Origin of the sequence: Actinokineospora sp. NBRC 105648, assembly GCF_030269645.1 — a bacterium.
Taxonomy (GTDB): domain Bacteria; phylum Actinomycetota; class Actinomycetes; order Mycobacteriales; family Pseudonocardiaceae; genus Actinokineospora.
The window spans coordinates 407972-422674 of the sequence record NZ_BSTR01000002.1 but is presented as its reverse complement, the minus strand read 5'-3'; the positions used below and the strand labels follow the sequence as shown (position 1 = coordinate 422674).

The 14703-nt window shown below is 70.0% G+C and carries 14 protein-coding genes and 3 pseudogenes; 8 read left to right on the top strand and 9 right to left on the bottom strand.

The features are described from left to right. The 5 genes and pseudogenes from QSK30_RS03170 to QSK30_RS03150 all read right to left on the bottom strand — a co-directional run. Window positions 1–580, bottom strand: a 580-nt coding sequence (locus QSK30_RS03170) for an ISAs1 family transposase (protein ID WP_285499343.1), incomplete at its 3' end; no start/stop codon positions are given. Window positions 581–881: 301 nt separating this feature from the next. Next, window positions 882–1516, bottom strand: a pseudogene (locus QSK30_RS03165) (IS5 family transposase); the annotation flags it as partial. Between the two features lie 276 nt (window positions 1517–1792). After that, window positions 1793–1930, bottom strand: coding sequence for a hypothetical protein (locus tag QSK30_RS03160; protein ID WP_285499342.1), 138 nt, complete (start codon window positions 1928–1930; stop codon window positions 1793–1795). 513 nt (window positions 1931–2443) lie between these two features. Beyond that, entirely contained in the window at window positions 2444–3310 is an 867-nt protein-coding gene (locus QSK30_RS03155) for a hypothetical protein (protein WP_285499339.1), read from the bottom strand. Further along, window positions 3307–3642 carry a PadR family transcriptional regulator gene (locus QSK30_RS03150; protein WP_285499337.1) on the bottom strand — a complete coding sequence of 112 codons (336 nt, stop codon included), beginning with the start codon at window positions 3640–3642 and terminating at the stop codon, window positions 3307–3309. The genes QSK30_RS03155 and QSK30_RS03150 overlap by 4 nt, the downstream gene beginning before the upstream one ends. A gap of 154 nt (window positions 3643–3796) precedes the next feature. Between QSK30_RS03150 and QSK30_RS03145 the strand changes: the two are divergent. The 6 genes and pseudogenes from QSK30_RS03145 to QSK30_RS36755 form a co-directional block, all read left to right on the top strand. Next, a pseudogene (locus tag QSK30_RS03145) lies at window positions 3797–4138 on the top strand (allantoicase); the annotation flags it as partial. Window positions 4139–4415: 277 nt separating this feature from the next. After that, window positions 4416–4580, top strand: coding sequence for a helix-turn-helix domain-containing protein (locus tag QSK30_RS03140; protein WP_285499333.1), 165 nt, complete (start codon window positions 4416–4418; stop codon window positions 4578–4580). Between the two features lie 177 nt (window positions 4581–4757). After that, window positions 4758–4976, top strand: a complete 219-nt coding sequence (locus QSK30_RS03135; RefSeq protein ID WP_285499331.1) for a hypothetical protein — start codon at window positions 4758–4760, stop codon at window positions 4974–4976. Between the two features lie 90 nt (window positions 4977–5066). Continuing rightward, window positions 5067–6707 carry a tetratricopeptide repeat protein gene (locus tag QSK30_RS03130; protein ID WP_285499330.1) on the top strand — a complete coding sequence of 547 codons (1641 nt, stop codon included), beginning with the start codon at window positions 5067–5069 and terminating at the stop codon, window positions 6705–6707. 834 nt (window positions 6708–7541) lie between these two features. Beyond that, window positions 7542–7880: a hypothetical protein gene (locus tag QSK30_RS03125; RefSeq protein ID WP_285499329.1), complete on the top strand. Its 339-nt coding sequence runs from the start codon at window positions 7542–7544 to the stop codon at window positions 7878–7880. Between the two features lie 286 nt (window positions 7881–8166). Continuing rightward, complete coding sequence (locus QSK30_RS36755; protein WP_352231541.1) at window positions 8167–8454, top strand: DUF5956 family protein; 288 nt, start codon at window positions 8167–8169, stop codon at window positions 8452–8454. 228 nt (window positions 8455–8682) lie between these two features. Here the strand turns inward: QSK30_RS36755 and QSK30_RS03120 are convergent, their stop codons facing one another. Then, entirely contained in the window at window positions 8683–9036 is a 354-nt protein-coding gene (locus QSK30_RS03120; protein WP_285499373.1) for a cytochrome P450, read from the bottom strand. On the opposite strand from QSK30_RS03120, the pseudogene QSK30_RS03115 reads away from it, so the two are divergent. After that, window positions 8992–9342, top strand: a pseudogene (locus QSK30_RS03115) (response regulator); the annotation flags it as partial. The gene QSK30_RS03120 and the pseudogene QSK30_RS03115 sit on opposite strands and share 45 nt — an antisense overlap. Window positions 9343–9354: 12 nt before the next feature. Here QSK30_RS03115 and QSK30_RS03110 read toward each other — a convergent pair. Then, window positions 9355–11214 (bottom strand): ABC transporter ATP-binding protein, encoded by a 1860-nt coding sequence (locus QSK30_RS03110; protein ID WP_285499328.1) that lies wholly within the window; start codon window positions 11212–11214, stop codon window positions 9355–9357. A 112-nt stretch (window positions 11215–11326) separates the two neighbouring features. On the opposite strand from QSK30_RS03110, the gene QSK30_RS03105 reads away from it, so the two are divergent. After that, a complete protein-coding gene (locus QSK30_RS03105) occupies window positions 11327–12598 on the top strand; it encodes a glycosyltransferase 87 family protein (RefSeq protein ID WP_285499326.1) in 1272 nt (423 codons plus the stop codon). 24 nt (window positions 12599–12622) lie between these two features. Here QSK30_RS03105 and QSK30_RS03100 read toward each other — a convergent pair whose 3' ends face one another. After that, complete coding sequence (locus QSK30_RS03100; RefSeq protein ID WP_026425090.1) at window positions 12623–12832, bottom strand: helix-turn-helix domain-containing protein; 210 nt, start codon at window positions 12830–12832, stop codon at window positions 12623–12625. A 186-nt stretch (window positions 12833–13018) separates the two neighbouring features. Continuing rightward, window positions 13019–14647, bottom strand: a complete 1629-nt coding sequence (locus QSK30_RS03095; RefSeq protein WP_285499325.1) for an ABC-F family ATP-binding cassette domain-containing protein — start codon at window positions 14645–14647, stop codon at window positions 13019–13021. Window positions 14648–14703 lie beyond the last annotated feature (56 nt).

Below are 14703 nucleotides of genomic sequence, written 5' to 3'. Positions count from 1 at the left end.
TCATGAATACCGATTTCAGCAACGCGGGCTGGTTTCCCTTACACGTTGCGACATAGTCGAACCCGCGTTCGCCGGCGAGATACTCGGCGGTGTCTCGCTGGGTGTGCGCGGCGTCCATCGTGACCACGACCCGTTCCGTGCCCCGTGCGGGCACACCCGCCAGCAGTGCCCTGACCTGGGTGATCTCGTTGGTGTCGGCCGGAACCTGCACCTGGGCGATCGTGACGCCTTCGCGATGGACCATCGCGGAGAACAACGTGAACTGATCGTTCTCGTCAGTCCACGCGCCCCGCAACACCTTTCCGTCGATCGCGATTCGCAACAGCCCATCGGAATCCCTGCGCACCCGTTCCAGCAGCCACGACCCCACCGCCAGATCAAACGCATCACCGTCGATATCCGACAACACACGACGAACAGTGTGCCTGCTCGGCACCCGGAACATTCCAGTAAAACGGCACCACACGCCACTCAACCTCGACAACAGCGACGGCGGAAAATCGGCGACCTGATCAGCAATCGACCGAAAACTCGTCGCGCCGGCCAACATCGCAACCACCGATGCGGCCAGAACGAACACGAGCCCGTAGACCTTTCCACGCGGACTACGCCGATCCACAATCAAGCCCAACATGTCCAACAAGCTCGTGACATCGAAACTATCACCACCCGCACCGGTTGATTGACACGACGAATCAGACCCGTGAGATACTGGCACCGGATGACCTTCTGTCCAGGAACTGGCTGTGTAGGAACTTCCATATTCCCAGACAGAAGGTCATCCCCAAACCGCACTCCGGACACACCCAGCGTGGTCACCAAACGTGGAAGATCAACTACCACAAGTGATCATGATCTCGCCCTGGGCGTCGGGTGAGTCAGGCGATGGTGTGTTCGATGACCCATCGGTGTCGGCCGAGCCGCTCGGAGGTGTCGATGCCTTTGCGGCTGATGCGGACGATGATGCCGCGTTCGGTGAGCCATCGGCGTAGGTCGCGGACGTCGTAGGTTTTGTCGGCGTGGGGTTTGTCGGGTCGGATCCGTCGCCGCCCGCCCCGGGTTCGGATGCGGGGGATGGCGGAGACCATCGTCGTGGGAGCTTGGTGGTCGTTGGTGTTGGCCGTGGACACCCCGACGACCAGGGGGATCCCGGCTCGGTCGGACAGGGCGTGGATCTTGGAGCCGTTCTTGCCCCGGTCGACCGGGGACGGACCGGTCAACGATCCCCTTTTCTCGCCCGAACGGCCGCGCCGTCGAGTACCGCTCTCGACCAGTCGATCATCCCCCGGGCCCCGAGTTCGTCGAGCACCGCTCGATGCACCCTGCCCCAGAGCCCGGCCCGGGTCCACGTGCTGAACCACCGGTGCGCGGTCGGGACCGTCACCCCGAACGAGGGCGGCAGATGCCGCCACGCACAACCGCTGGTCAACACGAACACGATCGCGGTGAACACCGCGCGAGGGTCGGTCACCGACCTGCCACCACCCTGCCGACGACGACCCGCGGGCGGGATCATCGGCTCCACCAACCCCCACAACTCATCCGGCACCAACCGCAACGACAACTCGTCCACGGCCGAAGACCATGCCCGATCAACCACCAAGATCCAAGTGAGACACGCTCTTAGGAACACCCAACCCCGACCGTCCACCTCGGCGAGCGCCTGGTTCGGAGTCCACCCACCAGGTCGGTCAGGAGCCGCGGCACCGCTACCCGCTCGGGGTGTGCGACCGGTTCCTGATGGTCGACTCGGTCGCCGCGACCTCGCGCCCAGCCTGGTCGCACTGCACACCTACGCGCGGCCGAGCGGCTCGGTGACCAGCGTGGCGCGGCCAAGGTGGTCGCGCGCGGTGGTCGTGACCTTGTTCAGTGGATCCGTAGTGGACACCCGGTCGGCGAGGCCGTTATAGGTGTACTTGCATCCTGACAAGAACGGGTTGCGTCGTCCTGCGGGCTTGTCCGCCACCCGTGAGGTGGAGATCTGCCGGCGATGTCCAGTCGGACACGAGTGGCACGTCGACACCCGCCCTCCCCCGTTAGCCACGGAGTGTCCACCGGTGGACACTCCGTCGCCGACGCCGGGGGGCAGGATGATCGACCTGGCTGACTTGACCACCCTGCGGGACCTGATGGACCGCATGGGGTGTCCACCCAAGATCTCCTCGACAGCGAGCGACGCGACCGGCTCCCGCTTTCGCCGAAATCCTGCCTGCGGTGCAAGCCACAAAATCCGAAGCCACTCGCGCCATGCTCCTCAGCTACTACAACAAGCTGTCGAGCAGGTGGGGGAACAATCGTTTGGACAAGCCGAGCCCAGCCCAGGTGCAGGAGCTGTTGACCTGGACAAGGGGGACGGCACGAATCGGAGCAGTCCCTGGCGGAGCGCCGGGCGTCGCCGCCGCCGAACTCACCTGCTTCACGAACTGCCCACGTGAGACACCTCCTAGACGCGCTGTGGTGGGCGGACCAGCCCGCCGATCACGACCAGGAACACCAACGGCACCCCGAAGAAGATCAGCGTGGAGACCGTGTCGTTGATCGGCCCGTCGTGCACCGCGTATACGAGCCGTGCGAGCAGCGCGGTCGCGACCGGTGCCGAGAGCACCAGCCCGGCCCGCCATCCGGTGGCGGTGCTGATGCCGGCGGCCAGTACCGCGCCGGCGAACAGGATGGCGAGCGCCGCGTACTCGGCGATCTCGGCCTGGTGGCCGAACACCCCGAGTCCCACGATCAACAGGACCGTCGCGGCCATGGTGGCGATCGCGGGCCAACCCCGGGCCCTGCGCCCGTCCGACGCGGAGAGCGCGAAGGCCGTGACCGCGCTGAGCAGCACCCAGCCCGCCTTGTCCGTGGACCACTGCCAGCCCGCGAACGGCAGCTGGAGGACCACGATGAGCCCGGCGGTGGCCACCCAGGCGCCGATCGCGGCCGCCCTGCGTTTCCCCGCCACGGCGAGGATCGCGACCCCGAGCCAGACGAACCACACCGGCGCGTCGGGGATCTGCTCGAACGGCGGCACCGAGCCCGCCTGGACCCACCAGGCCAGCTCGTGCAGGCTCGTGGCCGCACCCGCCAGGACCGCGATCGGGCCGAGCAGGGCGACGACCGCCAGCACGTCGGCCGCGAGCAGACGCCGTACGTGCAAACGGAACGCACCCCACAGCAGGTCGGTGGTGTCCCGCCAGCCTGGCGTCTTCCGGTCGCCCGCGTCGGCCATCAGCACGCCGAGCATCTCCTCGCCGTGCTGTTCGCGGTGATCCCGCGGATAGCGGCTCAGCAGCCACCGGTACCGCTTCTCGAGTTCGCTCACGCCGTCCCTCCGATGAGCCGTGCGCGCAGACGTGTTTCCGCGACACGGGTGGTCGCGCGCACCCGTTCGATCTCCTCCGCCAGCCTGGCCGCCCCCAGGTCGGTCAGGCGGTAGTACCGCCGCAGCCTGCCGTCGACAACCTCTTCCCGGTCGACAGCCACCCACTCGTCCGAGGTCAACCGGTCGAGCGCGGTGTAGAGGGTGCCCGCCCGCAGCCGCACCCGCCCCCCGGAGATGCGCTCGACATCGCGCAGGATCCCGTACCCGTGCCGCGGCTCCTCGGCGAGCGCGGTGAGTATCAGGAACGTGGGTTCCCGCAGTGCGTCGGTCACAAGAACGGTATATACCGATCATCGGCCTATGCGCAAGCCGCCTCCCCGAACTCGCGCCACCACCCCACCGCGCCCGGCGATCGGAGTTACCATCCATAGTGGACTTGACAGCGGCGCTGGACGGCGACCCGGGTGTTCACTTGCTGGAGCGGGCGTGAGCGGCGCCTGGGTCACCCTCCCTGACCTGGCTTCCCGGCGCGCCGGTGGCGCGGTCGTGTGGGCCAACGACGAGACCTTCGCCGAGCGGGAGAACCTGATCACCCCGGCCGCACCCGGGTTCCGCCCGGCCACCTTCGGCCACAAGGGGCAGGTCTACGACGGCTGGGAGACCCGGCGCAGGCGCGAGCCCGGCGACGACCACGCGATCGTGCGGCTGGGCATGCCCGGCGTCCTGCGCGGGGTCGTCGTCGACACGGCGTTCTTCACCGGCAACTACCCGCCCGCCTGCACCGTGTCCGCGTACGCCGTGACCGGCTACCCGGACGTCGACGAGCTGCATCGCAGCACATGCACGGGTTCGACATGGTCCGGGGTTGACCACGCCCGCACCACCGTCCGGCGCGTCCCGGCTACCTCGCCCACACCCGGACGTTGAGCACGATGGAGTCGTCCGCTGACCCGCCCCGCACCCGGGCGCTGTTCACCCGCAGCCACGCCATTTTGCCCTCGGAGATGAGGAGGCAGTACTGCAGCCCGGCGATGCCGTTGGACGACCCGCGTCCCGCCGCGCCACGTCAGCATCCCAGCGGGCTGCCCCCGGCGAGTGCGACGCGGTGGCGTTGCTCGCCGACGGGCTGACCGACAAGCAGATCGCCGAGCGCATGGTGGTGTCGAGGCGCACCGTGGAGACCCACCTGACCTCGGCGCGCCGCAAAACCCTTGCGGTCAACCGGACCGCTCTGGTCGCGGCATGGCTCAGGCTCGGGGATGACGGGTGAGCTGCGGCCGTTTCCCCCTTGCGTCCCACGGGCCGGCCCGCCCGCCGTCCCGCCGCCGCGCCCGGGTTCGCGCGGACCCCGTGTGACCGGGACACGCCCCCTCGTCGTCGAGGCCACCGCACGGGTGTCCAGGAACTGTCCCGCGACCCATCCTCCGGGATGGGGATCCTGGATGGCATGGTGGACGAGCCCCGGGTGCACAACGTCATCCACGGCAACGTGCGGGACGCCGTGCAGATCGGCTCCGTCTTCCTGGGGCGCGACGCCCGCCCGCCGCCCCGGCAGTTGCCCTCGTGCCCGCGCGGTTTCGTCGGTCGGGCAGAGGAATTGGTCGATCTGGCGCAGGTGCCGGGGATTCTCGTGGTGGCGGGCGCGGGTGGGGTCGGCAAGACGTAGTTGGCGCTGTGGTGGGCGCACGCCAACCAGGACCGGTTCCCCGATGGGCAGTTGTTCGTGGACCTGCGTGGTTTCTCGTCTGATCCACCGATGCCGCCCGCGGTCGCGGTGCGCGGGTTCCTCGACGCGCTCGGCGTCGAGGACGCACCGTCCGACCCGCACGCCCAGGTGGCGCTGTACCGGAGCCTGACCGCGCGGCGGCGATTGCTCGTGGTGCTCGACAACGCGGGCGAGGCCGCCCAGGTGGAGCCATTGCTGCCCGGCGGGGCGGGGTGTGTGGTGCTGGTGACCAGCCGGGACCGGCTCACCCCACTGGTGATCCGGCACGGCGCGCGGCACCGGCGACTCGGGGTCCTCGACGATCCGGCGAGCCGGGCCCTGCTCGTCGCCCGGGTGGGGGCGGACCGGGTGGCGGCGGAGCCCGCGGCCGTGCGGCGGATCATGGACCGGTGCGGCGGCCTGCCGCTCGCGCTGGCGATCGTGGCGGGGCGCGCGCAGGTGGACCCCGCGGCGCCGCTGGCCCGGGTCGCCGACGAGCTGGCCGGGTTCACCGACAGGGACCCGACCACGAGCCTGCCCGCCGTGCTGTCCTGGTCGCTGCGCGCGCTCACCGCGCCGCAGGTCCGCGTCCTCGGTCTGCTGGCCGCCGCGCCCGGCCCGGACATCGGCCCGCCCGCCGTGGCCAGCCTCCCCGGCGCGGAGGCCGAGCTGCCGGTCCTGGAGCGGGTGTCCCTGCTGGAACGCGACGCCACCGGGCGCTACCGGATGCACGACCTGGTCCGCACCCACGTCCAGGTGGCGGACCCCGCCGCCACCCGCCGGGTGATCGACCACTACCTGCACACCGCACACAGCGCCGACCAACACCTCTACCCGCTCGCCACACCCGCGGCGCCACCGCCGCCGTCCCCCGGCTGCCACCCGGGACACCCAGCCGACGTCGCCGAGGCACTGGCCTGGTTCGACGCCGAACACCGGTGCCTGCTGGCCGCCGTGGACATGGCCGCCGACCACGCCTGGCCGGACGTCGTCTGGCACCTGGCCCGCTGCCTGACCACCTACCACCACCGGCGCGACCGCCCCGACGCCGACCTGCGGACCTGGCGGCTCGCCCTGCGCGGAGCCACCGCCGAGTACGCCCGGATGGTCGCCCACCGCCGCCTCGGCGAGGCCTTCGCCCGCACCGGCCGCGACGGCGAGGCACTGGCGCACCTGCGGCGGGCGGTCGCGCTGGCCGAGCAGCTCGGTGACCGCCGCCAACTCGCCCACGCCCACCGGTCCATCGCCTGGGCGTGCGGCAGGCAGGACCAGGACGCCACCGCCCTGGCACACGCCGAGGTGAACCTGCGCCTGTGCCGCGAGCTCGACGACCCGGTCAGCCAAGCCCACGCCCTCAACGCCACCGCCTGGTTCACCGCCCGGCTCGGCGACCTCGACCGCGCCCGTTCCCTCGGCGAGTCCGCGCTGGCCTCGCGACCCAACCCGGAAGCCGCGGCGTCGACCCGGGAAACGCTGGGCTACATAGAGTTCCACGCCAACCGCCCGGAACAGTCAGTCGCGCACTACCGGCAAGCCCTGACCCTCCGCCGCGCCCACGGCTACCTGCGCCACGTCGTCAACACCCTCGAGCGGATGGTCGGCCCGCTGACAGCCGCAGGGCACCACGAGGAAGCCGAGGCGGCCGCGCGAGAGGCGGCGGAATTGTCCAACCGCCTGCGCACCGGCCGGTGATCGCGCATACCCGGGGCAACCCGGTGGGGTGCCTGCGCACCCAGCGCAGGTCGGTGGAGTCCATTTCCGCTGGTCCTTTTAGCCTGACCTCCAGCAGACGTGCGCCGCTTTCACTTGTCGGACGGCACAGCGAATCGCCAACTCCAGGTGCGCGAGGACGCGCACCTGAGGTAGTCCGGGTCGTGGTTACCGCCCGCTGTCAGTGGTGCCAACTTGTGCGCGGTCGTCAGCCAGGTTGCGTGACTACAACTGAGGTGATCTCCCCAAAATTGGGCTCTCAGGCAACGACCACCATCCGCATTGCACCTCGCTCCCGCCAGGTTGCCATCAACAGGCTGGACAGTGACGCAGCTCGACAGGTTGGTTGGACCGGGCACGAGCTGCCTTGATCTCTCGTCCTGTCTTCGCCTACGCCGATCAACGTGAGCCTACCCGTTCGAAGGTACCATTTGACGGACGACTGTTGGGATGCTCATAGAAGGGCGATACAAAAGTCCTGCATTGTCGTCCATTCTGGGGACGTTGAGGAAAAATCGAATAGTCAAGATCGCCGCAATATTGGCGTGCTTACTCCTGGTTGCAGTTCCGGGGAGCGCATACGGCGACTCACCTCGTTATGCACCCCCTCCGCCCGGGTATCCTTCAAATGAAGTGTTGACGTAGTTGCCACAGCAGTCGGGAACGTTCCGATCCGACGAGGGTTCTGGGACCCCGCCTGCCCGGATGAGGTGACCGAGACCTTCACGCAGGGCGGCAGGGGTGGAGGGCCGACGAGGATGCAGGTCAGCGCCGACGGCAGGCGCGAATACTGGATCGCTTCGGTACGATGACGATGTGACGCTGGCATCAACATGGTTCCAAGTGGTCGCCGAGACTGTTCGCGGCCACTTGGAGCCGTTGCGTTTAGAAAGAGACTATGTCGAGCTGAACACTCTCAATTTGATCGACAACTGGCTCTACATAGTGGTTCAGCATCGCAACCTTTCGATCGCCGTGGGAACCGCCCATGATCTCAGCGCCGCCCGGGATAAAGGGATGCGAGATGCGCTACAGCTTGGCGAGATCCTTGCATGGGATGTCCGAGAACCGGTGAACCTGACATCTCTTACCACGTTCCGAGGGATCAAATGGCGAGGCCATCCCCTTCCAGGGTATGAGGCTGTCGCGGATTGAACCTTCGATCAGCGGGGCGACGCAGCACATCGAAGCGCCATTCAGCAATTTTTGGACTATGCCGACCAATCACATCTGGACAAGATTTTCTTAGCGTACATGGACGACCGAGCCTGCAACGCCCTGCAGCGCTGCTTTGGTCTCGGCGAACGCGGATTTGTCCTGCTCACCGGACGCTAGCGTGCCACGCGCCATTTCACCGCCCAGCCCACGTAAGATCGGCAGCATCGTAGAGGCAGTTCGCACCCTCCCGCATGTCGAGCACGGTCGACTTTCCTGAAACTCGCTGAGATCACGTCAACTGTCTCCTATCAGTACGTCAATTGTCTCCTATCAGTGCAGCAACCCCCCCGAACTCGACGTCGAACTGGCGTCGTTCTTCACAGAGGCTGGCCAGCCTCCGCCACCGGGCGGCTACGCCTGGTTCTGTCGCGTCCCCGGGGCCCGTCCTGACTTCCGCGCGTTCTACTCGGCGGTGTTCGACCGAGTCGAGGAGACGACCCCCGGCGAGTACGTACCCGTGCGGGTCGCTGCCGCGATCTCCGAGGCCCTGTCGCACCTCGGGAGTCGATGACCCCCGCACTCGTTCACCGTGGCGGGTCTCCGGCGACCAGGACGACACGAGCGCGGACGATGTCGACCGCCTGATCTCGACCGGGATCGAGCGGCAGGTCTCCGCGCGGATCCTGATGCCGACGAGCAGGGGTGAAGAACCAGCCGACCGGTCGAGCGTGCACGGCTCGGCGGCGGCGGTAGCGGCACCGGCGTTGTCCGTGCGCTCGGAGGGGACGGGAGCGGCGGTTCACGGTCGCAGGACGACGGGCAGGGTGCGGCGGCCGATGGTGACGGGGCTTTCGTTGTAGGCCGCCGGTTCGGCCGGTGCGGCCAGGCGGACGTGCGGATAGCGGCTGGTCAGCAAGCGCAGGGCGGTGGCGACCTCGACACGGGCCATGGCCGCACCGAGGCAGTAGTGCGCGCCGTGGCCGAACGCGAGGTGGCGTTGCCCTCGACCTGGCCGGTACTCGTCGGGGTCGGCAAACACCGCGGGGTCGCGGTTGGCGCTCAAGAGCGAAGCCAGGACCAGCTCGCCGGCGGGGATGACGGTGGTTCCGTAGGTGAGGGCCTCGGTGCTGAGGCGGTAGGCGCTGTGCCGCACGGCGCCATCGCGGTGCTGGACCTGGAGATGCCCCGGCGGGACGGCGTCGCGGCCGCCGCGGCCATCGGCCCAGGAACCCCGGTGGTACTGGTGACCCGACACGCCCGCCCCGGCGTCCTCAAACGCGCCCTGGCCGCGGGGGTACGCGGCTTCGTGCCCAAGACCACGCCCGCCTCCCGACTCGCCTCAATCCTACGCGACGTACACGCCGGCGGCCGCTACGTCGACTCGGAGATCGCCACCAGCGCACTGACCGAGGACAACTGCCCGCTCACCACCCGCGAACTCGAAGTCCTGCGCCTGACCAGAGGACCGCGATCAGGCCGCCGCGTGGGCGAACTGCGTGTGGTAGAGCTCGGCGTACCGGCCACCCGCGGCCAGCAGGGCGTCGTGCGTACCGCGCTCGACGACCTCGCCCGCCTCGACCACCAGGATCTGGTCGGCCGCCCGGATGGTGGAGAGCCGGTGGGCGATCACCAGCGCGGTGCGCCCCGCCAACGCGTGCGCGAGAGCCTCTTGCACCGCCGCCTCGGACTCGGAGTCCAGGTGCGCGGTGGCCTCGTCCAAGATCACCACCCGCGGCTGCGCGAGCAGCAGCCGGGCGATGGTCAACCGCTGCCGCTCACCGCCGGAGAGCCGGTAACCCCGCTCCCCCACCACGGTGTCCAGACCGTCCGGCAGGCTCGCGACCAGGGCCGTCAGCCGGGCCCCGGCCAGCGCGGTGGTGATCTCCTCGTCGGTCGCGGCCGGGCGGGCGTAGGCCAGGTTCGCCCGGATCGTGTCGTGGAACAGGTGCCCGTCCTGGGTCACCACCCCCACCGTGTCGCGCAGCGCGTCGAACGACAGGTCGCGGACGTCCACACCGGACAGCCGGACCGCGCCCGCGTCGACGTCGTAGAGCCGGGGCACCAGGCCCGCGATGGTCGACTTGCCCGCGCCCGAGGACCCGACCAGGGCCACCATCCGGCCCGGCTCGGCCACGAACGACACCCCGTGCAGCACCTCGACGCCACCGCGCTGGTCGAGCACCGCGACGTCCTCCAGCGAGGCCAACGACACCTTCTCCGCAGCCGGGTAGCCGAAGCGCACGCCGTCGAACTCCACCGACACCGGCCCCTCGGGCACCGTCCGCCCCGGCACCTTCTCGGTGATCATCGGCGGCAGGTCCAGCACCTCGAAGACCCGCTCGAACGACACCAGCGCGGTCATCACGTCCACCCGCACGTTGGCCAGCGCGGTCAGCGGCGTGTACAGCCGGGTCAGCAGCAGCGCCAGGGCCACCACCGTGCCCGGGGCGAGCCGCCCGGTGAGCGCCAGGTACCCGCCGAGCCCGTAGACCAGCGCCTGCGCCAGCGCCGACACCAACTGCAGGCTGGTCATGAACCACCGGGTGGCCATCGCGGTGCGCACGCCGATGTCGCGCACCCGGCCCGCTCGCGCGCCGAACTCCTCGGCCTCGGCACCGGGCCGCCCGAACAGCTTCACCAGCGTCGCCCCGGGCGCGGAGAACCGCTCGGTCATCTGCGTGGTCATCGAGGCCGAGAGCCCGGCGGCCTCGCGCTGCAGGTCGGCCATCCGCCTGCCCACCCGCCGCGCCGGCAGCACGAACACCGGCAGCAGCACCAGCGCCAGCACGGTCACCTGCCAGGACAGGGTCAGCATCACCGCCAGCGAGAGCACCAACTGGATCACGTTGGTGACCAGCCCGGACAGCACCGAGGTGAACGTCCGCTGCGCCCCGATCACATCGTTGTTGAGCCTGCTGACCAGGGCACCGGTTCTCGTGCGGGTGAAGAACGCCACCGGCATCCGCTGGACGTGCTCGAAGACCGCGCGGCGCAGGTCGTAGATCAGGCCCTCGCCGATGCGGGCGGACTGCCACCGCTCGGCCACGCCCAGGATCGCGCCGACCACCGCCAGGCCGGCGATGGCCACGGCCAGCCAGACGACCACCGCGACCTGGTCACGGTTGACGATCGCGTCGACCACCCGGCCCGCGAGCAGCGGCGAGGTCACCCCGAGGACCGCCGAGACCACGGTCAGCGCCAGGAACAGGACCAACCTGCCCCGGTGCCGCGCGCTGAACTGGAAGACCCGCCGCACCGTTCCCTTGCGAAGGCCCTTCGGCGCGTCCGCCGCCTTCATCGCGCCCGCCATCAGCCTGCGAGGACTGTCCATCCGCTCCCCCTGCTGTCGTGCCAACTCCAGTGCAACGCCGTGGACACCCTTGAAGCTTCCCGCACGCCGGGTCTCGGTAGCCTGCCGCGGGGCGACGGGGAGGACTTTGGGAATGCAGCGGGACACCGCACGGCTCCGGCTCGACCTCGTCGTCTACGCCGTGGCGGCGGTCTTCGCGCTGGTCACCGCGTTCGCCTCGGAGTTCTACGGCTACCGGGTCTGGGGCAACTTCGCCGGTCCGGCGTACCTGGCCGGCTTGGGCCTGACCGCGCGCGTCCTGCTCACCGGCGCGGGCTCGCGCTGGACGCCGGTGTGGGTCTCGGCCGTCGGGGCGACCGCGGCGCCCCTGCTGTACCTGGCGTTCCGCCGGGCGCCGTCGTTCACCTGGGGGCCGTGGCCGTGGTCGTTCCCGGCGCAGCCCGAGGTGTGGGTGATCGAGCGGTCGGCCCGCGCGCTGTTCGCCGACGGGACGCCGTACCTGGACCTCGACAGCCTCGCCCGCGCGCCGCACCCGGACGACTACACCCCGTACGGGCCGTCGATGACGGTCTTCGGCTTCCCGCGCGCGATCTTCGGCGACCACCCGCTGACCGACGCCCGGGTGGCGTTCCTGGTCGTCTCGGTCGCCGCATTGGCGCTGGCCTGGCGGGTGTTGGGCAAACCCGCGGTCCCGGTGCGGGCCGCGCACCTGGTGGTGGTCAGCCCGCTGACCGCGCTCACCCTCGCGGTGGCGGGCGACGACGTCGCGGTGGTCGCGCTGACTGTCCTCGCGGGAGCGTTGGCCTACCGCGCGAGTCCGGTGTGGACCGGGGCGCTGTGCGCGGTGCTGGTGACCATGAAGCTGACCGCGCTGCCCGCGGCCGCCGTGCTCGCGGTGGGCGTGCTGGCCGCGCGCGGATCCCGCGCGCTGGCCGGGTTCCTGGCCGCGCTGCTGGGCGTGGGCGCGCTGATCGTGCTCCCGGTGCTGCTGGTCGACCCGGGCGCGTTCGTCGAGCACGTGCTGAAGTTCCCGGTCGGTCTCGGCCGGGCGTCCTCGCCCGCGTCGAGCCCACTGCCCGGCCACCTGCTGGCAGGCCTGGGCCCGCTCGGGCACACCGCGGCCATGGTCCTGTTGGGACTGGCGGCCACCGCCGTGGCCGCCTGGGTCGTGCTGCGACCGCCGCGCACGGCGGCGGAGGCCATGGCGCGCACCGCGATCGGGCTGGGCGCGGCGATCGTGCTCGCCCCGGCGACCCGGTGGGGGTACCTGGTGTACCCCGTCGTGCTGGTGGGCGCCGCGATCGCCTTCGCCTCGGCCGAGCGGGTCCAGGTGGGAACCGGGGAGTCCACAGGGGGCACGGAGTCCCGTGTGGACGACCCGCCGGACGGACCCCGCCCGGCCTGAACCAGTGCGGTGGCCGGTGGCCGCCTACTTCTTCTTGGTGCGCGTGGCGCCGCCTCGTCCACGCAAGGTCACACCGGACTCCGACAGGACTCTGTGAACGAATCCATAGGAACGGCCGGTGCTTTCCGCGAGCGCCCGGATGCTGGCGCCCTTCTCGTACTTCTTCTTCAAGTCAGTGGCAAGCTTGTCGCGCGTGGCACCGGTGATCCGCGCGCCTTTCTTGAGGTCAGCCACGTTGTCCGCCTTCCATCGCGAGTGGCGGGGCCACGGATGGCCCCTACCGCCGCAATGATCGAACACGGGCGCGCGAAATGCCAGACGAGATGAGGAAAAGGTCTGGAAGACCTTCGCTCACTGCCGATGCGGGTCTCGGGACTCAGCGTGATCTTCGAATACAAGATCCCAGCAAAACGGCGATTTTCAGGCCAGCTGAACGAGTTCGAGGTACTCGGGCGACCAGTGGTCCTCGGTGCCGTCTGGGAGCAGGATCACCCGCTCGGGTTCGAGCGCCTCGACCGCGCCGGGGTCGTGGGTGACCAGCACGACCGCCCCGGTGTAGCGGCGCAGCGCGTCGAGCACCTGCTCGCGGCTGGCCGGGTCGAGGTTGTTCGTCGGCTCGTCGAGCAGCAGCACGTTGGCCGCGCTGGAGACCAGGCCGGCCAGCGCCAGCCGGGTCTTCTCACCACCGGAGAGGGTGCCCGCGGGCTGGTCGAGCTGCTCGCCGGCGAACAGGAACGTGCCCAGCAGCGAGCGCAGCTGCTGCTCCTGGGTGTCGGGCGCGGCGTGCCGGATGTTGCTCCACACGCTCGCCGAGTGGTCCAGCGTCTCGTGCTCCTGGGCGTAGTAGCCCAGCCGCAGGCCGTGCCCGGGCACGATGCCGCCGGAGTCCGGCTTCTCCATCCCGCCGAGCAGCCGCAGCAGCGTGGTCTTGCCCGCGCCGTTGAGGCCCAGGATCACCACCCGGGAGCCCTTGTCGATGGCCAGGTCGACGCCGGTGAAGATCTCCAGCGAGCCGTAGGACTTGCTCAGCCCCTCGGCCATCAACGGGGTCTTGCCGCACGGCGCGGGCTCCGGGAAGCGGATCTTGGCGACCTTGTCGGCCTGGCGGACGTCGTCGAGGCCCGCGACCAGCTTCTCCGCGCGCTTGATCATGTTCTGCGCGGCGACCGCCTTGGTGGCCTTCGCGCGCATCTTGTTGGCCTGGTCCATCAGGACGCCGGCCTTCTTCTCGGCGTTGGCCCGCTCGCGCCTGCGCCGCTTCTCGTCGGCGGCGCGCGCGTCGAGGTAGCGCTTCCAGCCCATGTTGTAGAGGTCGACCTCGCCGCGCACGGCGTCGAGGAACCACACCTTGTTGACCACGTCGGCGAGCAGGTCGACGTCGTGGCTGATCACGATCAGGCCGCCGTTGTGCCCCTTGAGGAAGCTGCGCAGCCAGTTGATCGAGTCGGCGTCGAGGTGGTTGGTCGGCTCGTCGAGCAGCAGGATCGTGCCCGCGCCGCCGCCCGCGCCCGCCTCGGAGGCGGCGAACAGGATGCGCGCCAGCTCGACCCGGCGGCGCTGGCCGCCGGAGAGGGTGCTCAGCGGCTGGGCCAACACCCGGTCGGCCAGGCCGAGGTTCGAGCAGATCCGCGCGGCCTCGCTCTCCGCGGCGTACCCGCCGAGGGAGGAGAAGCGCTCCTCGAGCCTGCCGTACTTGCGCACCGCGCCGTCGCGCACCGACTCGTCGGCGTGCTCGGCCATCGCGGTCTGCGCCTTCTCCATCTCGCGGACCAGCTCGTCGAGGCCGCGGGCGGAGAGCACCCGGTCCTTCGCGGTGACCGAGAGGTCGCCCTCGCGCGGGTCCTGCGGCAGGTAGCCGAGCTCGCCGGTGCGGCGCAGCTCGCCGCCGTAGGGCTCGCCCTCGCCGGCGAGGACGCGCAGCGTGGTGGTCTTGCCCGCGCCGTTGCGGCCCACCAGGCCGATCCGGTCGCCCGCCTGCACCCGCAGGGAGGCGTCGGAGAGCAGGATGCGCGAGCCCGCGCGCAGTTCGAGGTCAGTGGCGGTGATCAAGTGGAGGCTCCGTAAGTGGCGTGGTCATGGGCAGGGGTCATCCGCTCGCGCGCCGT

Excerpts from the sequence above, each read along its gene's own strand:
- QSK30_RS03130 (WP_285499330.1), top strand. The coding sequence starts at position 5,067 with ATGCCGCCCGCGGTCGCGGTGCGCGGGTTCCTCGACGCGCTCGGCGTC.
- QSK30_RS03135 (WP_285499331.1), top strand. The coding sequence starts at position 4,758 with ATGGTGGACGAGCCCCGGGTGCACAACGTCATCCACGGCAACGTGCGG.
- QSK30_RS03105 (WP_285499326.1), top strand. The coding sequence starts at position 11,327 with ATGCAGCGGGACACCGCACGGCTCCGGCTCGACCTCGTCGTCTACGCC.
- QSK30_RS03110 (WP_285499328.1), bottom strand. The coding sequence starts at position 11,214 with ATGGACAGTCCTCGCAGGCTGATGGCGGGCGCGATGAAGGCGGCGGAC.